The following is a 21560-nucleotide window of genomic DNA, read 5'->3' as shown; positions in this document are numbered from 1 at the left end:
CGGTCCGCGCGCCGGGCTGCTCGCGGGCTCGGTCTACGCGCTGCTGCCCGTCACCGGCCAGTACGCGCTCGAAGCCAGGTCCTACGCGCTGGTCGCGGCGTCGGCGGTGCTCGCGACCGTGGTCCTCGTCGCGGGCCTGCGCTCCGGCCGGGCCCTCTGGTTCGGGCTGTACACGCTGCTGCTGACGGCCACGGCGATCCTGCATCTGTTCGCGTTCCTGCTGGTAGCGGCCCATGCCGTCACCGTCCTGACCTGGCAGGCCCCGGCCCGCACCCGCCGGCTCTGGCTGATCGCGGCCGCGGCCGCCGCGGTGCTGCTCGTCCCGCTGGCGTGGCTCGCCTCGACCGAACGGTCCGCGATCGAATGGATCCGCCCGCCGGACGCCGAGCATCTGTGGACGTCGGTGCTGGGCATCACCGGCGGCGTCGGCGCGACCGCGCTGGCGGCGCTGCTCTGCCTCAACGGGGCCTTCCACCGCCGCGATCTGGCCACGCTGCGGGTGGCGGTGCCCTGGGCCGTCGTCCCGACGCTCCTGCTGCTGGCCCTGTCGGCCGCCGAACCGGTCTTCGTCGCCCGCTATCTGCTGTTCTGTGTACCGGCCGTCGCCCTGCTGATCGCCCTCGGCCTCGACGCGCTGCCCGTCCCCGCCGCGCTCACTTCCGGGCTCGCCCTGCTCCTGCTGACGGCCCCCGCCTCAGCCGATCTGCGACGTCCCGACAGTAAATGGCATGACATCACCCCGATCGTCCGGGCGCTCGACCGGCAGGCCCGTCCAGGCGACGGTTTCCTCGCCGCCCCGGCCAACGGCCGTCTGCTCGCCTCCGCCTACCCGGACGTCTTCGCCCCCATCACCGATCTCGCGCTGGCCGAGCCCGGCCCGGTCGAAGGCACCCTCACCGGCACGGAACTCACCGGCCGCCCCCTGGCCCGACGCCTGGAAGGACCCCGCCGCGTCTGGCTGATCGAACGCTTCAACGCCAACAGCCAGGCACGTTCCCGCGCCCGAGCCCAGACCGCGCTTCTCACCAAGGCCGGTTTCGCGCCGTCGGCGACCTGGCGGGCGAAACGCATGAGGCTCACGCTCTTCGCCCGCCGCTGACGCTCACTGCATGGCGAAGCGCAGCAGCGCCTGCTTGTCGCCCTGCTTGATCTTGCCCTTGCGGTTGAGGACCTCGAGGCTCCAGGAGTCGCCCGTCCGGAACGCCCGCGCGACGGCGTTGGCGTTGTCCGTCTCGAGCAGCGACGGGTAGATGTCGGCGACCTTCTCGGTGCTGCCGCCCGCCGCCGCCCCGTACACCTTGAAGGAGATGTTGTTCGCCTTCTCGAAGGCGCTGCCGGGCCGGAACGCCGTGGCCACGAACACGATCGCGTCGATGGACGACGGCACGGAGGCGAACGTGATGTGGATCGACTCGTCGTCACCGAACGCCGCGCCGGTCTGCTCGTTGCCGGTGTGCTGGACGGAGCCGTTGTCGAACGGGTCGAGCGAGTCGAGGCCCGCGAAGCGCACCGGATCGTTGCCCTGCATGAGCACGCCGATGAGATCGAGGTCGACGCCCTTCTGCTTGCGCACCCAGCCGAGCGCACCGCCCGACTTGCCCTCGGCGGACTCCCAGCTCACCGCGACGGTCAGCCGTGTGATCGCGCTGAGATCCGCTGCGCCGTCGTCCTGCCTCAGCGTGGTCATGTCGTCCCCACCTAACCCGTAATGAAACTGCACATAGTGGGGCCAATCTATCGGTGGCGGGGTGGCTAGGCGAGCAGGTTCGGCTCCACTCCGGCGGCGTCCGAGGCGGTCTCGTCCGCCTCGGTGAGGAAGCCGCCCGACTGGTGCCGCCAGAGCCGCGCGTACGAGCCTTCCGCGGCGAGCAGCTCCCGGTGGGAGCCCTGCTCGATGATCCGTCCCCGGTCCAGGACGACGAGCCGGTCCATCTGGACGACCGTGCTCAGCCGGTGCGCGACGACCAGCGCCGTCCGCTGTTCCATCAGAGTCCAGAGCGCCTCCTGGACGAGGACTTCACTCTCGGAGTCGAGCGCGCTGGTCGCCTCGTCGAGCAGCAGGATCGGGGCGTCGCGGAGGATCGCGCGGGCCAGCGCGACCCGCTGCCGCTGACCGCCCGAGAGTTTGACGCCCCGCTCGCCGACCAGCGTGTTCATCCCGTCGGGCAGGGTGTCCGTGAACTCCGTGACGTGCGCGGCGCGCGCCGCCCGCAGCACGTCGTCCTCGGACGCGTCGGGCTTGGCGAACGCGATGTTCTCCCGGACGGTCCGGTGGAACATCGCCGGCTCCTGCGGGACATAGGCGATCAGGCTCCGCAGATCGGACTGCCGGAGCCGGGCGATGTCCTGCCCGCCGATGAGGATCCGGCCGCGATCGACGTCCATCAGCCGCAGCAGCAGCCTGGTCAGGGTGGTCTTGCCGCCGCCCGACCGGCCCACCAGCCCGATCTTCGTGCCGCCGGCGATGTCCAGGTCGAGCCCGTCGAACAGGGCGGCCCCGCGGCCGTGCGAGAATCCGACCCGCTCGAACCGGACGGCCGAACCGGACGGCTTCAGCGGCAGCGGCCGCTCGGCGTCCACGACCGTCGGCGGTTCCAGCAGCAGCTCGGTGAACTGGGCGGCCTCGGTGAGCGTGCTCTCCATCCGCCGGAAGATCTGGTTGAACTCGAACATGATCCGGGTGGCGTTCGTGTAGTACGCGAACGTCACGACGATGGCCTCGGCGCCGAGCCCGCCGCGCAGCGCCACCGCGAGCAGCAGGCCGAGCGCGCTCGTCAGCACCGACATCGGCGCGACCACGGAATCGACGCGCTGGTTGCCGTAGTCCCAGGAACGCAGCGACAGCCGGTACTGCTCGGCCAGCCGCCCGCGGTGTTCGGCGGCCTCTCTGTCCTCGGCGGCGAACGCCCGGACGGTCTCCATGTTGGTCAGGACGTCCGACACATGCCCCGAAACCCTGACCTTCGCCGCTTCACGGGCATCCACCAGGGACTGCCGCCGCCGGATGAACGGCGCCACCATCAGCGCCGTCAGGACGATCAGCGTGACGAGCACCAGGACCAGCACCGGATCGAACCGCCACAGCACCACGGACGCGAACATCAGCGGCAGCAGGTTGGCGATGACCGAGAAGGCAAGGGTGTCGGCGAACTGCTCGAATCCGCTCGAATAGCTCAGCACCCGTTTGGTCAGCGACCCGGCGAACGCGTTCTGGAAGAACGCGGAGTCCTTGGCGAGCAGCGCGTCCATCCCGTCGATGCCGAGCCGTTCGATTCCGCGGCCGTCGGTTCTGATCAGGAAGTGCAGGCCGATCCGCCACAGCACCTCACCGGCCAGCAGCACCCCGCCGAACCCGAGCACATACGGCAGCAGTTCGCCGACGGACGCCTCACCGCCCTCGGACAGCCGCCCGATCAGCGCCCCCACGAACAGCGGCGCCAGATAGTACAGACAGGTGTTGCCCGCGGCCGGCAGCAGCAGCGCCGGGATCGCCACCCGCCGCTGCCTGCGCACTTCCCCCAGGTAGTTCCGCAACGCCAGCAGCAGCGCCTGCTTCCGCACGCCGCCGTCCTTCGTTTCCCCCGTCACCCGACCTCCCCGCCGTCGCCCCCTCCATGCTGCCCCGCCGCCGAACCTCGGGCCAATGGTTTTCCACAGGCGGCGGGTTTTCCACAGGCGGCGGAGCGGCGCCCGCCGGAGCGGACGCCGCGGGGTATGGTCGGGCTCAGGCCGCGGTGATCGCGGCCTCGAGGTAGGGCATGTAGTCGGCGAACGCCGGCCGCCAGCACGTGTAGCTGTGGCTCCCGTCGCAGCCGTTGCCGAGAACGGCCCCGTTGCCGTAGGCGAGGAAGCGGGCGATCGGGATGCCCAGATTGGTCAGGTAGTTCCGGACGTTGCCCGCGGCCGTCGCCGTCGCAGCGTCCAGCAGGACATTGCCGGTGTACAGCGCGATATGGGTGTTGGACAGCTTCTTCAGATTGGTGGTGGAGGCCGGGTTGACCCTGTTCCAGATCTGGTCGCCCCAGAAGTAAGGGGTGCCGAAGATCGCGTCACTGTCGACGGCGGGACCGTAGTCGGCGCAGCCCGACGGGTCGGCCGACGCGCACGGCCACATGGTCAGGTTGAGTTCGGTCGTCAGGACCGCGGCGCGCATGTCCCACAGCCCGAAGTCGATCGCCCCCGACATCGAGGCGACATAACCGAACATGTCGTTGTAGAACTCGGCGTAGTGCATGGCGCCGAAACCGCCCATGGACAGCCCGGCGACGGCCCGGTGCTTCCGGTCGGTGAGGGTGCGCAGGTTGGCGTCGATGAACGGGACGACCTGCTTGATGTGGAACGACTCCCACTTGGCCGCGCCGAGCACCGTGTTCTGCATGTACCAGTCGGCGTACCAGCCCTTCTGGCCGCCGTCCGGCACCACGGTGATCATCTTGTCGGAGCGGAGGGCGGGGATGGCGGCCGCGTTGTCGACGTTGCTGGGGCCGCCGGTCAGGAAGTACAGGACGGGCCAGCGCTTCTCCGGCTGGGCCGCGTACCCGTCCGGCAGGAAGATCCGGATCCGGTGCTTGCCGGACAGGTTGGGCGTCGTCACGGTCAGCGTGAAGTCGGCTCCGTCACCGACGACACCGTCGACCTGCGTCAGGCCGAACCCGTCGGCGAAGGCCGGAGGAGGCCCGGCCTCCGCGTGGGCGGGTGACGTGCCGAGCACGCCCAACGCCACGGCCAGGGCACCCGCGCCCGCGAGCACACGCGTCCAGAATTTCTGAGATCTCATTGAGATAGTCCTTCGTCGGGGTGGGGGAGGACCGGGTCAGAGCGCGCAGAGCGCGTTGACCGCGCTGACGGTGCCGACCTTGCGGGAAAACCATGAAATACCCACAGGAACCTCCTTAGGTCTTTACAAAACGCGCTTATAAGAACACGGATGTATATTTATTAGCTACGTGACACAAACCACACCGGGCGTTCTCGGCAAGACCCGTCGCTCGTTTCCGCCGTGCAACTCGCGTCACAGAGAAGAAACCGTCCCCGCCATCCCGGTGGGGTGCGGAAACGGTGCGCCCGCGCGGAGGGGAAGCCGCCGTTCGGCCGTCGGCGACGACTGGACGCGCGCCGCGGACTGTGGCATCACGCGCGTTCCGTGCCGCGGCGATGGGGCCGGGGCCGGTCAGAGTGGGCCCTGGGTGGGAAGAGGAAGGGAGGTTACGTTCGGGGGGTCGTTCGCAGTGGTGCCAATGGAGGAACCATGAGGTCGTGGAGAAGGAGAACGGTCCGAGGGGCCGCGGTCGTCGCGGCGGTCGCGCTGCCGGTGGGGCTGGTGAGCCCGGCGCACGCGGGGCCGGCTGAGGACATCCTCGCGAAAGTCCTGGTCCAGCAGGTCAAAGGCCAGAACGTACAGAAGCATCTGGACGCGTTCCAGAAGATCGCCGATGCCAATGGAGGCAACCGGGCCGCGGGTTCGGCCGGGTATGAGGCGAGTGTCGCGTATGTCGCGGGCAAGCTGAAGAAGGCCGGGTACAAGGTGACCCGGCAGCCGATCGAGTTCGTGGAGGGCTGGACGGAGAAGACACCGGCGACCCTCGCCGTCACCGCGCCCACGCCGAAGAGCTGGGTGCCGAACCAGGACTTCCACACCTTCCAGCCGTCACCGGCGGGCGATGTCACCGCGCAGGTCCAGGCCGTCGATCTGACGCTGCCGCCGACGCCCACACCGACCTCCACCAGTGGCTGCGAGGAGGCCGACTTCGCCGGGTTCGTTCCCGGCCGGATCGCGCTGATCCAGCGCGGCGCCTGCGCCTTCGCCCTCAAGATCCGGAACGCGGGACGGGCGGGCGCGTCCGGCATCATCGTCTTCAACGAGGGGCAGCCAGGACGCACCGACCCCTACCCGCTCGACATCGGCGAGTGGCGGGCGGGCGTCCCGATGGTGTTCGCCAGTTTCGCCGTCGGCAACGAACTCGCCGCGACGCCCGGCACGACCGTCCACCTCAAGGTCGACACCGACCTCGCCCTCGGCACCGACGACAACCTGATCGCCGAGACGCGCCTCGGCGACCCGAACAAGGTCGTGATGGTCGGCTCGCACCTCGACAGCGTGCCCGAGGGGCCCGGCATCAACGACAACGGTTCGGGCAGCGCCGCCAACCTGGAGGTCGCGCTCCAGCTCGGGAAGCTGCCGATCAAACACAAGGTCAGGTTCGCGTTCTGGGCGGCTGAGGAGATCGGGCTGCTCGGCTCCGACCAGTACGTCGAGGGGTTGAGCGCCGCCCAGCGCGCGAAGGTCAGGCTCTATCTGAACTTCGACATGGTCGCCTCCCCGAACCACGCCTACAAGCTGTACGACGGCGACGACTCCGACGCCACGGGCTCCCCGGCGGGCCCGCCCGGCTCCGCCCAGATCGAGCAGACCCTCACCAGGTTCTTCACCTCGCGCGGGCTGAAGACCGTCGGCACCGACTTCGACGGCCGCAGCGACTACGGCCCGTTCATCGCGGTCGGCATCCCCGCCGGCGGCATCTTCACCGGCGCCGAAGGCATCAAGACCCCCGAGGAGGCCACCTTCTTCGGCGGCACCGCGGGCGCCCCCTACGACCCCTGCTACCACCAGGCCTGTGACACCAGGAGCAACATCAACGCCACGGCGCTCGACGTCAACGCCGACGCCATAGCAGATGCGGTCGCCCGTTACGCGCTGAACCTCACCCCGATCCCCCCGCGCTGACCCAGGCGCGGCCCCACGCCACAGTGGGGCCGCGCACCGGCGGGCCGGTACAGGTCAAAGGACCTTCAGGGAGGTGTTGACGCGCTCCGCGGTGAGGCGGAGCGTTGCCATCACAGCACGGGCGGCAAAGCCCGTCTCTTCCCAGGGGAGGTGGATCAGTGACGATCCACCAGGATGTGAACCGGATCCAGACACCGATGATGAGGACCGAGACGCCGATGGGGCGTCAGCGGGCGGCGGAGGTGCCGGCGCCCAGGCCGGTCCCGGTACCGAGGCCGATCCCGATCCCGGTGCCGATGGTCCTCGGCCACCGGATCAGGATCTACAAGCAGGACCCGAGCGTCGCCGACCTGGGGGTGCGTACCACGTTCGTGCCCTCGGTCGTGCTCAACGGGCCGACCGACGCGCGGCTCACCACGCTCCTGCCCGGGGTGACTCCGGTGGCGCGGAACGTCAACGCCGATTTCGAGTTCGTGCCGGGTACGCCCGAGTTCGACTGCGCCCACACCTTCGCGGTGGTCAGGGCCACGTTGACCATGTACGAGCGGTACCACGGCGGCACCCCGATCCCGTTCGCGTGGAACGCGAGCGGCAACACCGACCGTCTGTCGGTCTTCCCGCGGGCGGCGAGCGGCGCCAACGCCTTCTACAGCCGCACCGCCAAGGCGCTGAAGTTCCTGTTCTTCACCCCGCAGGGGAGCCAGAACACGATCTTCACCTGCCGGTCGCTCGACATCGTCGCGCACGAGACCGGCCACGCCGTCCTGGACGGGTTGAAGCCCGGCTGGCTCGGCGCGAGCAACAACCCGCAGACGGGCGGGCTGCACGAGGCGTTCGGCGATCTGACCGCGATCTTCCTGGCGCTGGCCCAGGGCGACCAGGCCGAGGCGCTCGTCGCGGCGACCAAGGCGAACCTGCACGCCCGTTCGTTCCTGCCGGCCGTCGCCGAGGAGTTCGGCGCGGGGCTCGGACTGCAGTTCGGGCTGCGCAACGCCGACAACGATCTCAAGCTCAGCGAGGTCGGCAACGAGGTCCACGCGATCTCGCAGGTGTTCACGGGCGGCATGTACGACACGCTCGCCGACATCTACACGTTCGAGCGGAACCGTCAGGCCAAGACCAAGGACCCCGCGGTCCTGCTGATCGAGGTCGCGGCGCGGCTCTGCACGGTCATGCTCGACGCGATCATCGCGGCGCCCGCGGCGAACGCGACCTACGCGGACGTCGTCAACAAGATGCTGCAGGTCTCCGCGAACCGCGCCGAGTCCGCCGCCTACCGCACGTTCCTGCGCAACCGCTTCACCATCCGCGAGGTCGTCGTCTCCCCGACGCCCCTGAAGGACCTCGTGATGGGCAAGGTCAACATGTCCGACGCCGACTACACGGGCGAGTCCAAGACGGACGTCACCGAGGTGCAGCCCGCCGACAAGAACTCCGCCAGCCTCCGCGCCGAACAGGACCGCTCGACGTGCTGCGGCACCATGCAGCTCCCCGAGTTCCAGCAGATCGACCAGAAGAAGCTGGCCGGCCGCGGCGATCTGACCGACGACGACATCCTCGCCCCCGAGCTCGACGAACTCCGCCGGGCCTTCAACAAGTAACCGCTCACGGGCCGCGGCGCGTTCAGCGTCGCGGCTCCAGCGCGTCCCAGGCGGTGAGCAGCAGGGCCTTCATGATCTGCCAGTCGGGCTGGGTCTCCGGGACGCCGAGCGGTTTCAGGATGGCCGCGCCGCGCATCATCGCCAGGGCCGCCAGGACCAGGCCGCGCAGATCGCCTGAGGCGGCGCGTCCGGGCGCGAGGCCCGCGGCGAAACCCGTCACCAGCTCCGTGACGGCCATGAGCAGCCGCGCCACGTGCGGTGCGAGCTCCGGGTCGGTCCTGGCCGCTGTCACCAGTTCGATGCAGGCGGTCACGGCCGGCAGGTCGTGGATCTGCCAGAGCCGGTCGAGCGCCGCCTCCATCCGCTCGCGTTCGGTGCCGGCGGCCGGGGGGCTGGCCACGAACTCGGCCGCGAGCACGCCCGCCGCGTGGTGCAGCGCCGCGGCGACCAGCTCGGATCGGTCGGGGAAGTGGTGCTGCAGGGCGCCCTGGCTGACCCCGGCGCGCTGGGCGATCGACCGGGTCGTCATCCCGGTCCAGCCGTCCTCGACGAGCAGTTCCAGGGTGGCGTCCATGAGCGCCTGGCGGGTGGCGGCCGTCCGCTCGGCCTGTGTGCGCCGCGCCAGGGGACGCGTCCTCCCCATGGGACCTCCTGAACTGTCGGCTCCGAGCTTACCGAGACGGGCGGACACCCCGACCATTTCCCAGTCGTCTGACTTGTAAGTTGGACGGCCGGTGCCTACGATCGCGGCAGTCCCCCCGTAGAGGAGCCGAAGATGAAGAACTTCCGAGGAAAGGTCGCCGTGGTGACCGGCGCAGGGTCCGGCATCGGCCGCGCGCTGGCCCTGCAGCTCACCGCGGCGGGCGCGCGCGTCGCCGTCAGCGACTGGGACGCCGACGGCCTCGCCGAGACCGTCGAGCTCTGCGGGCGGGCCGGGAAGGCCCCGCATGCCCAGACCCTCGACGTCCGCGACCGCGAGGCCTTCCACGCCTACGCCGACACCGTCGTGGAGCACTTCGGCACCGTGAACCTGGTCGTCAACAACGCGGGCATCACCATCTTCGGCACCATCGAGGAGAGCCCGTACGGCGACATCGAGAAGGTCATGGACGTCGACTTCTGGGGCGTCGTCCACGGGACCAAGGCGTTCCTGCCGCACCTCATCGCCTCAGGTGACGGCCATGTGGCGAACGTGTCGAGCGTCTTCGGCCTGTTCGGGGTGCCGACGCAGAGCTCCTACAACGCGGCCAAGTTCGCGGTGCGCGGCTTCACCGAGGCGCTGCGACAGGAGATGCTGATCGCTGGGCATCCGGTCGGGGTGAGCTGCGTCCATCCCGGCGGGATCCGCACCAACATCGTGAACAACGCCTCGGCCAGCAACGACGGGGACACTTCGGGCATCGCGCGGCTGTTCGACAAGCATCTGACGCGGACGTCGGCCGAGCAGGCGGCGCGGACCATCCTGCGCGGGGTTCTCGCGCGGAAGGCGAAGATCCTGATCGGGGCGGATGCGGTGGCCGTCGATCTGCTCGTCCGGGCGCTGGGCGGGGCTTACCAGCGTCCGTTCGCTGCGGTCGCACGCCGGTTCACCGGCTCGCTGACCAAGGTGTCGCGCTGATGGCCGCGGTCGACGGCCTCGGCAGCCCGCTGGAGCTGCGCAACGGGCAGACGCTGCCGAACCGGATCATGAAGTCGGCGCTCAGCGAGGCGCTGGGGGACCGGGACTGCGGGCCGTCGGCCGCGCTGGAACGCCTGTACGGGCGCTGGGCGGCGGGCGGGTACGGGCTGGTCGTCACCGGGAACGTCATGGTGGACCGGCGGCACCGCGGCGAGCCGGGCAACGTCGTCATCGAGGACGACCGGCACCTCGCCGGGCTGCGCCGCTGGGCGCAGACCTTCCGCGGCACCGGTACCCCGCTGTGGATGCAGGTCAACCATCCGGGGCGGCAGGCGAACGCGCTGGTCGGCAAGAACCGTCCGGTCGCGCCGAGCGCGATCGCCGCCCGTGTGCCGGGCGCGGTCCGGCCCCGCGAGCTGACCGACGCCGAGATCCGCGAGATCATCGAGCGTTACGCGACGGCCGCCGCGGTCGCCGAGGCGGCGGGCTTCGACGGCGTCCAGCTCCACGGCGCCCACGGCTACCTGATCACCCAGTTCCTGTCGCCGCTGAGCAATCAGCGCACCGACGGCTGGGGCGGCACCCCCGAGGGCCGCCGCAAGTTCCTGCTGGAGGTCCTGGCCGCAACGCGCGCCGCCACCAGCCCCGGCTTCGCCGTCGGCATCAAACTGAACTCGGCCGACTTCCAGCGCGGCGGCTTCACCGAAGCCGACTCCCGTGACGTCGTCGCCGCGCTGGTCGCCGAGGGCATCGACCTGATCGAGATCAGCGGCGGCTCCTACGAGGCGCCCGCCATGCTCGGCACGGTCTCCTCCTCGACCGCGGCCCGCGAGGCCTACTTCCTGGACTACGCCGCCTCCGTCCGCGATCTGGCCGGCTCGACGCCGATCGCCGTGACGGGTGGTTTCCGCACCACCGCCACCATGAACGCCGCCATCGCCTCCGGCGACTGCGACCTCGTCGGCCTGGGCCGCCCCACGTGCGTCCTGCCGGACGCGCCGCACCGCATCCTCAAGGAGGGCGCGGTGTCCCTGCCGTCCTCGGGCACGCGGGCGGGGCTCCGTCCCGTCCTCACCCGGCTGACGAACCTGAAGCAGATCGACGGCGCCCTCGACCTGTCCTGGCACACCGACCAGCTCCACCGCCTCGGCGCAGGCCGCGACCCTGACCCGGGCCGCTCGTGGTCCCGCACCGCCCTGGCCATGGCCCTGCGCAACGGCCCGACGGCGTTCCGCTCCAAACGCGCCTAACGGCGCTCGACCTCGGTGCGGGCGAGCACCTGCTCGTCCGAGACGATCCTGATCTCACGCTCCTGCGCGGTGAGCACCTTGACGAACGCCCCGGTGTCGGAGACGACGTATCCCACGAGCTCCCCCTGATGGAGCTCGATCCGTTCCTCCGGCACCCACATCGAGTCCGTCACACCGGCCATCACCAGCACGGCGATGACGCTCAGCATCCCCATCCGCGCGGTGATCCGGTCGAGGAACCCCTCACCGAGCCCGCTGAACCACACGACCGCGCGCGCCGCGAACCCCACGGCGAGCACGACCACCGCGACCCAGAGCCGGTAGGTGATGAGCGCCGTCGCGAAGAGCCCGCTGAGCACCACGATCGCCAGCGTCGATCCCACGTACCACTGACCGTTCATGATCTGCCGCAGATGCCGCCCCACCAGCAGCGGAAGGAGGAACGCCACCAGCACGGCCGTCCAGGTCGGCTCGCCGAGGAACGTCCCGATCAGCACGCCGAGCGTGTCGTCGAAGTTGATCGAGTCGGACAGCGCGAACGCCGCGTCCCACTCGTAGTGCGTCACCGCCAACAACCGCAGCATCACGAACAGCAGCCCCGCCAGCGCCGCCGTGATCCCCAGCCCGCCCTTGCGCTCCCCGCTCTTCCCCACCTCCTCCCCATGCCCCGGCCCCGCCCGGCGGATCGCTTCTTGCCGAAAACATGGCCTGCCCGAGCGCCCTCGGCGTTCGTGTGATCTGAATCACTCATTGATAGACGGATTCGTCTGTTTGAATGTCCCCTGTTTTGACAGTCGGAGGAGGAGCTTCATGCGCAACAAGCTGTGGCGGACCGGGCGGGTGGCGATGGTCGCCGCCCTCGCGTTCACCGGGATCGTCTTCGGAACGGGCGCCGCACACGCCGACGGCACACCGCCGCCGTTGCAGGACGGGTTCGGCCTGCAGGTCGTCAGCGTCCAGGGCGGCGGGTTCGACTTCTCGGTGAACGTCCAGACCTCGCAGGTCGACGTCTCCGACGACTACGGGTCGTTCCTCGGCTACCAGAAGCCGAGGATTCGGGTGCATCTCCCCGCCACCTATTACAGCGAGCCGGGCAAGCGCTGGCCGGTCGCCTACTTCCTGCACGGCGGCCCGGGCAACGCCGACGACCTGGGCGGCATCCCGGCCCTGCACTCCGACAAGATGATCACCGTGGCTCCGGACGGCGGCCGCAAGGGCTGGTACACCGACTGGCTCATGCAGAACACCGCCGAGGGCGCGGCGAAGTGGGAGACCTTCCACATCCAGCAGGTCATCCCGTTCATCGACGCCAACCTGCGCACCCTCACCGACCGCGGCCACCGCGCGATCACCGGCCTGTCGATGGGCGGTTACGGTTCGCTGCACTACGCGGAGGCACACCCCGACCTCTTCGGTCACGTCGTGTCGATGTCGGGCGCGGTCGATCTGAACTCCACCCAGGTCCGCGCGGTGATCCTCGCGACTGAACTGAACCTCCCCACCTTGATGTGCAGCGGTGCCGCCGGCTGCAACTACGGGCCCACGGTCGACAGCGACGCCATTTTCGGCACCCCTTACTTCTGGGGCGACTGGCGTTGGAAGGCCGCGGACCCGGCCAGCCTCACCAACCTGCAGAAGCTGTCCAACACCACGATCTCCCTGTACACCGGCAACAACGACATGATCGAACAGGGAGCTTCCCCGGCCTACGCCCTGGTCAACAGCCGCCTCGCCCAGCTCGGCATCCCGGTCCAGCGCTACTGGGACTACGGCAACGGCTCCGCCCTCAGCCCCAACTGCAACGGCGGCCACAACTACCCCTGCTGGCAGGCCGCCTTCGCCGACTACGTCCCCCGCCTGGAAGCCAACTTCGCCGCCGCCAACTAAGAAACCGACCGGCAGCCCACAGGAAAGGACGCCACCCGGCGCCCTTTCCTGTGCGGCCTTCAGCCGTCGCGTGCGTGCAGTGGCTCTGGTGGCGCGAAGAGCGGGCGAGATGTCAGGCTCTGCGGTGGATCATGAACTCGTGGAGGCCGGAATTGGACGTCTGGCAGGTGCCGGGCTACGGGGAGCTGCGGGAACTCGGAAACGGAGCCCAGGGCCGGGTCGTCCTGGCCCGCGACCCGGCAGGCGCCATCGTCGCGATCAAATACCTGGCCGAAGGTTCGGCGGACGATCGCGCGGTGTTCCGCCGGGAGGCGGAGCTCCTGCACCGGGTGACGAGCCCGCACATCGCCCGGATCTACCTGCTGGTCGAAGCCGACGAGGGCGCGGCGATCGTCATGGAGGCCGTCGACGGCGTCACGCTGCGGAACGTACTCGACCAGACCGGCGCGCTGGCACCCGAAGCCGCGCTGGTGCTGCTGAAAGGGGCGGTGCTCGGGCTGGGCGCGGCACACGGCGTCGGGGTGGTCCACCGCGACTTCAAACCGGCGAACGTCATCGTCCAGCCCGACGGCACGAGCAAACTGATCGACTTCGGCATCGCCGTGCTCGCCGGTGAAGGCGGACGTTCCGGCACACCCGCCTACATGTCTCCTGAGCAGTGGAACGGCGGTTCCGTGGCAGTCGGTGGGGGCGCCTAGTCTGGGAGGTGGGGCCATCGGGGGATGGGGGAAGATCATGAGGAAGATCTTGCTGTTCGCGCTCGTGTTGGCCGTGGGGAGCGGGGTTGCGAGCCCGGTCGAGGCTTCGGGGAAGTATGCGGCCTACATCAGTTGGAACTCGTTTGACGGTGGTGAGTATCCGGGGCTCGAGGTCTGGGTTTTTCGGAGGGACGCGCAGGACACACCTGTCGGACTGAGGTACATCAAGGTGTGTCTGGAGCGGAAGGACGGAGCCGCCTACCACACGCGGTCCTGTAAGAAGACGGATCGTCATGGGGCGGTGAGCTGGCTGCTCTACGAGGGCTACACGTATCGGATCCATGTGCCGGCGACCGCGTACCACTTCAGTAATCGCTCGGAGTCCTTCGTGGCGCGGTTCTGAGGGATCGGGGTCGGTGAGGGGTGGCGCTTGAGGGAAAGGTGGGGCGCTGTTAGCTTCGCCGGGTGGAGCACAGGCGTGCACGGGCGGAGACGGTCGAGGAGTTCGCGGCGGCTCTTCGGGAGCTGCGCAGGTCGGTCGGCAACCCATCTTTTCGGGAGATGTCGGGACGGTCTGGGGCGATCTCCCATACGACGTTGCATGAGGCCACGAAAGGGAACCGGCTGCCGAGCTGGGAGACGACCGTCGAGTTCGTGAAGGCGTGCGGGGCGGATCCGGCGGAGTACCGGGAGCGCTGGGAGCGGGCGAGCCTGCCGGTCAACGCGACGCGGGGGTGGGACACGGCGGGACGTCCCGGGGAGTCCGGGGTCGGCGCGGAGCTTCCCGCCGTGAGCATGGCGTTCGAGCCGCCCGCACCTCGGATGGCTGACGCCCCGACGGGGGAGGCGGCGACGGCCGCGCCTTCAACGGAATCGGTGCCTGCGGCGCCGGAGGAGATCTCGGGTGACGTCCGACGCCGTGGGCGGGCCCTTCCCATCGTGGCCCTCCTCGCGACGGCCGCCGTCTGCGCGGGGATCACGATCGCGCTGCGCGGAGGCTCCACCCCCGCCGCCGTGACGCCCCCCGCCCCGTCCCAGACCCCCACCGGCCCGCGTGTCGCCGGTGACGTCAGCCAGTTCCTCGGCGACATCACCATCCCCGACGGCACCGTCGTCAGGCCGGGGGAGCGTTTCCGGAAGGTGTGGGAGATCCGTAACGCGGGACGGGCGACCTGGCGGGGACGCTACCTGGCCCGTGGTCTCTTCCCGGCCGACAACGGCTCCTGCGAGACCCCCGCGAAGGTCCCCATCCCCGACACGGGACCGGGCGAGAAGATCCGGGTGGGCGTCTGGGTGACGGCGCCGAGCGAGCCGGGCTCCTGCTGGGTCGGCTGGAAGATGGTCGACGGCGAGGGGAACGCGTTCCTCCCGGGCGCCCGCCCGGTCTATTTCGTGGTGAACGTCAGATGAGAAGGGGAGAGGACACGGGGGCCTCCGGCTAGTGGACGTTGTAGCCCTGGGAGACCCAGAACGCGTTCGGGTTGGGGTTGTCGAGGGTGGAGTCGCCGACGCTCTTGGCGGCGTGGGTCTGCCGTCCGAGCCGCATCTCGACGTGGGTGTGCGCGCCGCCGCTGGAGGAGACCCCGCGCCATGACTCGTCGGCGATGACCTGGCCGCGGCTGATCTGCTGGCCGACGGTCAGCGACCCGAGCGGAGCGCTGTGCAGGTAGACGATCGTCTTGTTCAGCGACGCGTTGTAGATCGACAGCGTGGACAGTCCGCTGCCGCCGGTCGCGCCCCGGTTGATGTAGATGATCTCCCCGGCGACCAGTGCGCGGACGTCCGCGCCGATGGCCTTGGTGACCCCTGGGCTCAGGGGTAGAGCCGCCGGGAGCTCCTCTCTGAGACTGGAGAAAGCGATGAACATCGCCATTGTCCGGAAAACAGGCAGGGAGCGAGTGAATGGGCGTTCAGGAAAAGGTCGCGCAGGAGGAATTCTCCTTCGTCACGACGAAGAGCCCCGAAGAGATCAAGGCGGCGGGGCGCAAGGCGGTCGAGTCGGGTAAGCGTTTCCTCACCAACACGGTGCGGGAAGGGCGCGTCACCGAATCGTCGGTCCACTACGCGGTCTCGGGGCCCGGCGGGCTCGTCGAGCAGATGAAGATCAGGCTCTCGTGGCGGAGCGAGGGCGAGGGCAAGTGGCGGGTCAGCCTCGAGGTGCCCGACTACCTGACGGTCCGCGAGACCTACATGTTCATCCCGCTCTCGCCGCGGCGGGCGCCCGCGCTGGGCTCGCTCCGCCGGTTCTCGGCGAGCCTCCGTGCGGAGCTGGGCCGATGAACCTCAACGGCTACCGGATCGTGCAGATCCTCGGGGCGCTGCTCTTCGTCGGGATGCTGCTCCTCCTCAGGACGGTGCCCGCGACCGACGACACCCACGCCTGGTGGATCGCGCTGATGGCGGTCGGCGGTTCCGTGTTCGCCGGAGCCCGCTGGCTCGACGAACGGTCCCGCTGACCTCACTGGTCACCCCACCACTTGTCCTCCTGGGCGGACAGCCAGCCGGCGTCCTTCAGGAGGGCGAGGTGGCGGGGGCCGATGACGTCGTAGTAGAGGAGCGTCGAGGCGAGCAGCCCCCACCCGTTGGCCGGGTCGGCGCGCAGCAGCCGTTTCGCGCGGAGTTTGGCCCGCAGTCCCTTGATGCACTCGTGGACCCGCTGGGAGAGCTGGGTCCTGACGGCGGGATCGGGCAGGGCGCGGAGCAGATGGTGCGCCTGGGTGATGCGGAGCGCCGCTTCGGCGATCTCCGGCGCGGACGGCAGGGGCGCCATCCGGGACGGGTCGTCCAGCCAGGGCCGGCACAGGACGAACGCGACCATGAACTCCTTGGTCAGCGGGTTGAGTTCGAGCGGCCGTTCGGTGGTGGACTGCCGGTCGCCGCCGTCCCGCACCGGCGCCGGGCCGGTGATCTGGTCGGTGAGCGTGAGCAGCACGGGACGGTCCTGGTCGAGCATCGCGGCCGTGCCGATCCTGACGGTGCCCGCGCTGACCAGGCAGCTCTTGTCCCGGGGCCGTTCGCCGAGCGCGGGCAGCCGGACGGTGTCGTCGGGGAAGCGGATGAACAGGGCGTGTTTCTGGCTGAGGTTCGACACCCGGACGCCCTCGGCGAGCACACTGATCTCACCCGCGCGCCGCGACAGCCACGGGTCGTCCGTGACGGGCAGTTCGGCGGCGGGGTCGCGGCCGAACACGACGACGTCCCCCGGACGAAGCACGAGTGCTTCGCCCGAGGGACCGGTGACCTCGACCCGGCCGAGGCCGTTTCCCCCGTTCAGGTCGGTGTCGACCACCATTTGTCCTCCTGGGCGGTGAGCCAGGACCGGTCATAGACGAGCGTCAGATGACGTTCGCCGATCAGGTCGTGGTGGAGCAGGACCGCGGCGATCGCGGACGTGCTGAGTTCGAGGTCGTCCGGCACCAGCCCGTATCTGCGGATCTTCGCCCGCAGGCAGCGCAAATGCTCGTGGACCTGGGCGGCGAGCCGCTGCCGTGCACCCGGCGCGGCGGCGAACCGCTCCCACTGGTGGTGCGATCCGGTGATAGCCAGTGCCTCCTCCGCTATCTGCGGCGCCGACGGCAGCGGCCTGATCCGCAGCGGATCGTGCAGCCAGGGCCGGCACAGCAGGAGCGCGACCATGAACTCCTTGGTGCCGGGGTCCAGGAGCGCTCCCGGGATCCGTCCGGACGCGATCTCCGGGATGAGGATCTGGACGGCCTGGCCGTGGTCGCCGGTGCGGTCGGGGTTGATCGTGGCGGTGCCCGCCGCCAGGAAGCAACCGATGTTGCCGGTGCCCGAGGCCAGGACGGGAAGTTTCACGGCGTCGCCGTTGGCCTCCAGCCACAGGTCGTGCCGGGCGCTGGTGTTGGTGATGCGGACCCCGTCCTCGAAGACGCTGATCTCGCCGGCCTGGCGGGAGACCCAGGGATTGCCCTCGAGCGCCAGGTCGACGCCTGGTCCTCGGCCGAAGCGGAGCCGCTGGCCGGGGCCGAGGGACCAGCGGTGCGCCCCCGGTCCGGTGATGTGCACGACACGCGTGCCCCTGTCGTCGCATGTCGCCGTGTGGTGCGCCGCCCCCAGCGTCACCGGCTGCCGCTTCCCCGTCTCCACGAGGTCGGCTGAAACGGTCAAAACGCTCTTTCCCTTCTACTTATGCACTTTCCGTAGCCATCCCCCCGGATAGGCGTATCGTCGGATTCCTCCTAGGAGAATGGCTCATCCCCCATCTGTGACGTCAGTGCGGTCTGGGTCGATTTTCGGTTCATTTGGAGCGTTCAATAGCGGTTTGAGGTCCAGGCAATCGCATTACTGTTTTGTCGGACACCCCGGAGTTCAGGGGTCGGCGGAAAGGAAGTGCATGACCGAGGGGGAACAGGACGCCCTGACCCGCTGCCTCAACGCCATCGAGGCGCGCGGGGCGGTCGCGACCGCCGCCGAGATCGGCCGTCGCACGGGCTTCGCCGACGGCCAGGTACGCAAGATCCTCAGCGGGGAACGGCCGCTCCGGCCCGAGTTCCTGCGGGGCCTCGGCGAGTACGCCGGGCTCCGGGTCTCCGATCTGTTCGTCATGGTCGGCTGGCTGCCCGAGGCCGAGGCGCTCGCGCCGTTCACCGCCACGCTCGTCGACGACACCTACGCCGCTCTCGAAGCGCTCGAAGAGGCCAGGCCCCGGCTGGAACAGCTCGCCAGGCTGCCGTCGCCCGCGCCCGTCGCCGCCGCCGAAGCGCTCCTCGCCGACGTCGAGGGCGCCGAACGGTTCGAGGTCAGGTTCCTGCAGATCATCTCCGGCGGGCGGTACCGCGCCGTGACCAACAGCGTCGGCGAGTTCCTGCCGCGTGACGGCTGCCGGCCCCTGTCCGACGACGCGCTGCGCGCCCTCGCCTCCCGCGCCGGGCTCCGCGCGCCGCTCGACACCGCGGAACTGGGCGGCGATCCCGTCCACCGGCGGTTCCGGCTGGAGCTCCTCGCCAGGACGGCGGCCGCGCTCAACAACGGCCACGAGCACAGCTGGCAGGGCGGTGAAGGGCATCGGACGTGGCGGTCGGCTTCTGTCCGGCATCCCGCCCACCTGCTCGTCCAGGACATGATCGGCGGACGGCAGCGGACCGACGCCGGCGGCGGCGCGGCACCGGCCGTCCCGCCGGGCCCGATCGTGGTGGTCGGCGGACGGCACGGGCTCGGCCTCGCCGGCGCTCTGCTCGCCCAGGCGCTCGGCCGGCGGTACGTGCTGGTCAGGGAGAACATCGACGTCACCAGGCACGGGCATGTCGTCGCGGTGCCGTCCGACACGCACCGGCACCGGAGCCGGGCGTGGATCTCCGTCGCCGACCACATCGCGCGCCGCGCGTCCGAAGGACGCCCGTGGCCCGCCGTGATCACCGTCCGGGCGGCCGCGTTCGCGAACCCCGACGGGGAGCTCGATCCCCACGCGGTCCGGCTCCTGCGGGAGACGTCGGCCAGGGTCGTCCACGTGCGGGTCCCCGACGCCTACATCGACTGGTGGGCGGAGCGGATCGCGGGCAACTACCCGCTGGGTGTCAGGGACGGGGCCGGCTGGGCGGAACGGACCCGCGCCCAGTACGCCGCGCTCGAAAAGGCCCTGCTCGCGCGCCGCGTCCACCACGATCTGCTGCTGCGCGTCCCCGATCCCGCCGCCGAGCTGGTCGCCCACACGCCCGAAGTCCCCGCCGAGGTGTTCGACTGGACGGCGCGGACCGCCTGGACCGTCCTGCGCAGAATGACGAACGCCGCGGCGACGCCGCGCCCGGGCCTGCTGGCGGACTGGAGCGCGCTCCTGTCCACGGACCCGGACGCGACCGTCCCCGCGCTGTGACGTCGTCAGTCGTCGCCGTCCTCCTCCCCGCCGTCCCACGGGGCGCGAATCCGACCGAGAGTGTTCGTGAAGTAGCACATGGTGACCCTTCTTGGGTGTGCGGGACCGACGCGCGGGCGGCGGCGGTCGCCAACGGAATCCCGGGCGGACGACCCGTCCGGGAGGAAGGAAAGGAAGGAGAGAACGCCGCGAGGCGGCGGGAACACCGGGGGCCAGGACGCTCAGACGGGTCCGTGGAAAGGGCTCAGCCCGGTGGTGCGGGGCGCGTCAACGCGCCGGCGGAGGCGACCGGACCCCCGATGTCCGGTCGTGAAGCGGTCAGGAGCCGGAGCCGCACTCCGAACTGATCGGACGGGCGAGGCGCGACGCGTCGGAGGAGTAGAACGAGTCCGACTCGCCCAGCTTCTTCAGCTTCGGCCCGGCCTCCTGCACCTCGGCGTCCTCGGGGTAGCGTCCGGCGACGTCACCGAGCTTCTTCAGGGCCCGGAACACCCCGTTCTCGTTGATCGGGTGGAACGCCCTCTCCTCCTTCTTGTAGTCGCTGTAGGCGTCGCAGAGCTCCTCCTTCGTGGACGGCCCGGACGAGCAGCCGGTGGCGAGCACCGCCAGGCCCAGGCAGATCACGGCCGCCGCGCACCGGACGCGGGATCGAACGTTCGTCATCTCAGTCCCCTTTCTCGGGATCGACGCCAGGTTCGCCCCGGAGCCGGGCGCACCGCTTCCCCCGAGCTCAGGGGTAGGCGCACGCGACGGCCGGTGGTGGCATGGCTGCGGATCGGCGGGTGACGCCGGCCGGCCGCGCGAACATCGCGCGGCCTCCTCCGTCGAAAGGGCCGGTGCCGTGGAGCGCCCGCTGGGAAGCAAATACGTTCTGGAGTTCACGCTCGGCCGGGGCGCGACGGGCGAGGTCTGGCGCGGCAGGTCGGCCGACGGCACCGCGCTCGCGTTCAAGGTCCTGCACGACGCGCTGTCCCGCGACCCGGAGACCGTCCGCCGGTTCCTGCGGGAGAGCTCGATCCTGCTGGGGCTGGCCCACCCCAATCTGGTGCGGGTCCACGACCTCGTCGCCGAAGGCGAGGTCCTGGCGATCGTCATGGATCTGGTGACCGGCGGCGACCTGCGCGGGCTCCTCGAACGGCGCGGCACGTTCGCGCCCGCCGAGGTGTGCCGGATCGGCGCGGAGGCCGCCGCCGGGCTCGCCGCCGTCCACCAGGCCGGTGTCGTGCACCGCGACATCAAACCGGAGAACATGCTGCTCGACGGCACGGAGCAGCCGCCGGGCGTCCGGGTCACCGACTTCGGGATCGCGCGGATCGCCGAGCAGTCGGGCAGCGGCCGGTCCACGATGCTCGTCGGGACGCCGCAGTACGTCGCGCCCGAGGTGTTCGACGGCCAGGCGCCCACCCACGCCGCCGACCTGTACGCGCTCGGCATCACCCTCTACGAGATGTGCTGCGGGGTGACGCCGTTCGCGGGCGGCTCCACCCTCCAGATCCTGCGACGCCATGTCGACGACGCGCCGGGACGTCCCGGGGGAGTGCCGGAACCGCTCTGGGAGCTGATCGCCGCGCTGCTCGCGAAGGACCCCGCAGCCCGTCCGGGACCGACGGCGGCCGTCGCGAACCAGCTCACGGCGCTGGCCGTCGACCTCGCGGGCCTTCCGGCTGCCCCGGCGCTGACCGATCCGCCGCCGTCCACACCGCTGATCCAGTACCAGCCGACCGACCGGGTCCAGGTGCCGCGTCCGCCGGAGCAGCAGCCGGTCGACGTGCCCGTGTCGCGGGGACCGCAGCCGAAGGCCCGGCGCAGACGCAGCAAACTGATCTTCTCTGCGGTGCTGGTGCGGGCGCTGGTCGCGGCGGGCGGCTGCGCGTGGGGAGCGATGAAACTAACGGGGGCGCGGCTCGACGGCGCCGCCCTCACCACGTCGTCCGGGACGCCGACGGCGCCGT

Annotated in this window: 22 protein-coding genes; 13 read left to right on the top strand and 9 right to left on the bottom strand. The window is 70.3% G+C overall.

Annotated features, from left to right (window positions below; genetic code table 11):
* Positions 1-1099: hypothetical protein (locus ACYVE7_RS10475; protein WP_460364407.1), on the top strand; the 1099-nt coding region annotated here is incomplete at its 5' end.
* 3 nt (positions 1100-1102) lie between these two features.
* Here the strand turns inward: ACYVE7_RS10475 and ACYVE7_RS10470 are convergent.
* From ACYVE7_RS10470 to ACYVE7_RS10460, 3 genes are all read right to left on the bottom strand, one after another.
* Complete coding sequence (locus ACYVE7_RS10470) at positions 1103-1687, bottom strand: TerD family protein (protein WP_460364406.1); 585 nt, start codon at positions 1685-1687, stop codon at positions 1103-1105.
* Between the two features lie 65 nt (positions 1688-1752).
* Positions 1753-3588 (bottom strand): ABC transporter ATP-binding protein, encoded by a 1836-nt coding sequence (locus ACYVE7_RS10465; protein WP_460364405.1) that lies wholly within the window; start codon positions 3586-3588, stop codon positions 1753-1755.
* 136 nt (positions 3589-3724) lie between these two features.
* Entirely contained in the window at positions 3725-4777 is a 1053-nt protein-coding gene (locus ACYVE7_RS10460; protein ID WP_460364404.1) for an alpha/beta hydrolase, read from the bottom strand.
* A 471-nt stretch (positions 4778-5248) separates the two neighbouring features.
* Between ACYVE7_RS10460 and ACYVE7_RS10455 the strand changes: the two genes are divergently transcribed.
* Both ACYVE7_RS10455 and ACYVE7_RS10450 read left to right on the top strand, forming a co-directional pair.
* Positions 5249-6724, top strand: a complete 1476-nt coding sequence (locus tag ACYVE7_RS10455; RefSeq protein WP_460364403.1) for a M28 family metallopeptidase — start codon at positions 5249-5251, stop codon at positions 6722-6724.
* A gap of 158 nt (positions 6725-6882) precedes the next feature.
* Positions 6883-8325 (top strand): hypothetical protein, encoded by a 1443-nt coding sequence (locus ACYVE7_RS10450; RefSeq protein WP_460364402.1) that lies wholly within the window; start codon positions 6883-6885, stop codon positions 8323-8325.
* Between the two features lie 22 nt (positions 8326-8347).
* Here the strand turns inward: ACYVE7_RS10450 and ACYVE7_RS10445 are convergent, their stop codons facing one another.
* The gene (locus ACYVE7_RS10445) at positions 8348-8968 is read right to left on the bottom strand and encodes a TetR/AcrR family transcriptional regulator (protein ID WP_460364401.1); all 621 of its coding nucleotides are present in this window, start codon (positions 8966-8968) and stop codon (positions 8348-8350) included.
* A gap of 132 nt (positions 8969-9100) precedes the next feature.
* On the opposite strand from ACYVE7_RS10445, the gene ACYVE7_RS10440 reads away from it, so the two are divergent.
* Positions 9101-9943, top strand: a complete 843-nt coding sequence (locus ACYVE7_RS10440; protein WP_460364400.1) for an SDR family NAD(P)-dependent oxidoreductase — start codon at positions 9101-9103, stop codon at positions 9941-9943.
* Positions 9943-11193, top strand: coding sequence for an NADH:flavin oxidoreductase/NADH oxidase family protein (locus tag ACYVE7_RS10435; RefSeq protein ID WP_460364399.1), 1251 nt, complete (start codon positions 9943-9945; stop codon positions 11191-11193). The genes ACYVE7_RS10440 and ACYVE7_RS10435 overlap by 1 nt, the downstream gene beginning before the upstream one ends.
* Here ACYVE7_RS10435 and ACYVE7_RS10430 read toward each other — a convergent pair.
* Positions 11190-11846: a hypothetical protein gene (locus tag ACYVE7_RS10430; RefSeq protein WP_460364398.1), complete on the bottom strand. Its 657-nt coding sequence runs from the start codon at positions 11844-11846 to the stop codon at positions 11190-11192. The two genes, ACYVE7_RS10435 and ACYVE7_RS10430, sit on opposite strands and share 4 nt — an antisense overlap.
* Before the next feature lie 157 nt (positions 11847-12003).
* Between ACYVE7_RS10430 and ACYVE7_RS10425 the strand changes: the two genes are divergently transcribed.
* From ACYVE7_RS10425 to ACYVE7_RS10410, 4 genes are all read left to right on the top strand, one after another.
* Positions 12004-13080, top strand: coding sequence for an alpha/beta hydrolase (locus tag ACYVE7_RS10425; protein WP_460364397.1), 1077 nt, complete (start codon positions 12004-12006; stop codon positions 13078-13080).
* Between the two features lie 131 nt (positions 13081-13211).
* A complete protein-coding gene (locus ACYVE7_RS10420; RefSeq protein WP_460364396.1) occupies positions 13212-13778 on the top strand; it encodes a serine/threonine-protein kinase in 567 nt (188 codons plus the stop codon).
* 37 nt (positions 13779-13815) lie between these two features.
* The gene (locus tag ACYVE7_RS10415) at positions 13816-14181 is read left to right on the top strand and encodes a hypothetical protein (protein ID WP_460364395.1); all 366 of its coding nucleotides are present in this window, start codon (positions 13816-13818) and stop codon (positions 14179-14181) included.
* Between the two features lie 62 nt (positions 14182-14243).
* The gene (locus tag ACYVE7_RS10410; RefSeq protein WP_460364394.1) at positions 14244-15188 is read left to right on the top strand and encodes an NBR1-Ig-like domain-containing protein; all 945 of its coding nucleotides are present in this window, start codon (positions 14244-14246) and stop codon (positions 15186-15188) included.
* 28 nt (positions 15189-15216) lie between these two features.
* Here ACYVE7_RS10410 and ACYVE7_RS10405 read toward each other — a convergent pair whose 3' ends face one another.
* On the bottom strand, positions 15217-15645 hold the full coding sequence (locus tag ACYVE7_RS10405; protein WP_460364393.1) for a hypothetical protein: 429 nt from the start codon (positions 15643-15645) through the stop codon (positions 15217-15219).
* Between the two features lie 35 nt (positions 15646-15680).
* Here ACYVE7_RS10405 and ACYVE7_RS10400 point away from each other — a divergent pair, with 35 nt between their 5' ends.
* Both ACYVE7_RS10400 and ACYVE7_RS10395 read left to right on the top strand, forming a co-directional pair.
* Entirely contained in the window at positions 15681-16058 is a 378-nt protein-coding gene (locus tag ACYVE7_RS10400; protein WP_460364392.1) for a hypothetical protein, read from the top strand.
* The gene (locus ACYVE7_RS10395; protein ID WP_460364391.1) at positions 16055-16234 is read left to right on the top strand and encodes a hypothetical protein; all 180 of its coding nucleotides are present in this window, start codon (positions 16055-16057) and stop codon (positions 16232-16234) included. Before ACYVE7_RS10400 ends, ACYVE7_RS10395 begins: the two co-directional genes overlap by 4 nt.
* Before the next feature lie 2 nt (positions 16235-16236).
* Here the strand turns inward: ACYVE7_RS10395 and ACYVE7_RS10390 are convergent, their stop codons facing one another.
* Complete coding sequence (locus tag ACYVE7_RS10390; RefSeq protein ID WP_460364390.1) at positions 16237-17070, bottom strand: FHA domain-containing protein; 834 nt, start codon at positions 17068-17070, stop codon at positions 16237-16239.
* Positions 17049-17906 carry an FHA domain-containing protein gene (locus tag ACYVE7_RS10385; RefSeq protein ID WP_460364389.1) on the bottom strand — a complete coding sequence of 286 codons (858 nt, stop codon included), beginning with the start codon at positions 17904-17906 and terminating at the stop codon, positions 17049-17051. The genes ACYVE7_RS10390 and ACYVE7_RS10385 overlap by 22 nt, the downstream gene beginning before the upstream one ends.
* 226 nt (positions 17907-18132) lie before the next feature.
* Here ACYVE7_RS10385 and ACYVE7_RS10380 point away from each other — a divergent pair, with 226 nt between their 5' ends.
* Positions 18133-19608 (top strand): hypothetical protein, encoded by a 1476-nt coding sequence (locus tag ACYVE7_RS10380; protein WP_460364388.1) that lies wholly within the window; start codon positions 18133-18135, stop codon positions 19606-19608.
* A 318-nt stretch (positions 19609-19926) separates the two neighbouring features.
* Here the strand turns inward: ACYVE7_RS10380 and ACYVE7_RS10375 are convergent, their stop codons facing one another.
* Positions 19927-20271, bottom strand: coding sequence for a hypothetical protein (locus tag ACYVE7_RS10375; RefSeq protein WP_460364387.1), 345 nt, complete (start codon positions 20269-20271; stop codon positions 19927-19929).
* A 178-nt stretch (positions 20272-20449) separates the two neighbouring features.
* On the opposite strand from ACYVE7_RS10375, the gene ACYVE7_RS10370 reads away from it, so the two are divergent.
* Positions 20450-21560: serine/threonine-protein kinase (locus ACYVE7_RS10370; RefSeq protein WP_460364386.1), on the top strand; the 1111-nt coding region annotated here is incomplete at its 3' end.

The organism is Actinocorallia lasiicapitis, assembly GCF_054778695.1.
Note: the sequence above shows the minus strand (reverse complement) of the source record. Positions and strands in the feature narration are given on the sequence as shown.

What these genes read in the sequence shown, in the direction of transcription:
- ACYVE7_RS10415 (WP_460364395.1), top strand. Translation starts at nt 13,816, where the DNA reads ATGAGGAAGATCTTGCTGTTCGCGCTCGTGTTGGCCGTGGGGAGCGGG.
- ACYVE7_RS10445 (WP_460364401.1), bottom strand. Translation starts at nt 8,968, where the DNA reads ATGGGGAGGACGCGTCCCCTGGCGCGGCGCACACAGGCCGAGCGGACG.
- ACYVE7_RS10395 (WP_460364391.1), top strand. Translation starts at nt 16,055, where the DNA reads ATGAACCTCAACGGCTACCGGATCGTGCAGATCCTCGGGGCGCTGCTC.
- ACYVE7_RS10470 (WP_460364406.1), bottom strand. Translation starts at nt 1,687, where the DNA reads ATGACCACGCTGAGGCAGGACGACGGCGCAGCGGATCTCAGCGCGATC.
- ACYVE7_RS10455 (WP_460364403.1), top strand. Translation starts at nt 5,249, where the DNA reads ATGAGGTCGTGGAGAAGGAGAACGGTCCGAGGGGCCGCGGTCGTCGCG.
- ACYVE7_RS10400 (WP_460364392.1), top strand. Translation starts at nt 15,681, where the DNA reads ATGGGCGTTCAGGAAAAGGTCGCGCAGGAGGAATTCTCCTTCGTCACG.
- ACYVE7_RS10380 (WP_460364388.1), top strand. Translation starts at nt 18,133, where the DNA reads ATGACCGAGGGGGAACAGGACGCCCTGACCCGCTGCCTCAACGCCATC.
- ACYVE7_RS10390 (WP_460364390.1), bottom strand. Translation starts at nt 17,070, where the DNA reads ATGGTGGTCGACACCGACCTGAACGGGGGAAACGGCCTCGGCCGGGTC.
- ACYVE7_RS10460 (WP_460364404.1), bottom strand. Translation starts at nt 4,777, where the DNA reads ATGAGATCTCAGAAATTCTGGACGCGTGTGCTCGCGGGCGCGGGTGCC.
- ACYVE7_RS10375 (WP_460364387.1), bottom strand. Translation starts at nt 20,271, where the DNA reads ATGACGAACGTTCGATCCCGCGTCCGGTGCGCGGCGGCCGTGATCTGC.
- ACYVE7_RS10420 (WP_460364396.1), top strand. Translation starts at nt 13,212, where the DNA reads ATGAACTCGTGGAGGCCGGAATTGGACGTCTGGCAGGTGCCGGGCTAC.
- ACYVE7_RS10440 (WP_460364400.1), top strand. Translation starts at nt 9,101, where the DNA reads ATGAAGAACTTCCGAGGAAAGGTCGCCGTGGTGACCGGCGCAGGGTCC.
- ACYVE7_RS10435 (WP_460364399.1), top strand. Translation starts at nt 9,943, where the DNA reads ATGGCCGCGGTCGACGGCCTCGGCAGCCCGCTGGAGCTGCGCAACGGG.
- ACYVE7_RS10425 (WP_460364397.1), top strand. Translation starts at nt 12,004, where the DNA reads ATGCGCAACAAGCTGTGGCGGACCGGGCGGGTGGCGATGGTCGCCGCC.
- ACYVE7_RS10405 (WP_460364393.1), bottom strand. Translation starts at nt 15,645, where the DNA reads ATGTTCATCGCTTTCTCCAGTCTCAGAGAGGAGCTCCCGGCGGCTCTA.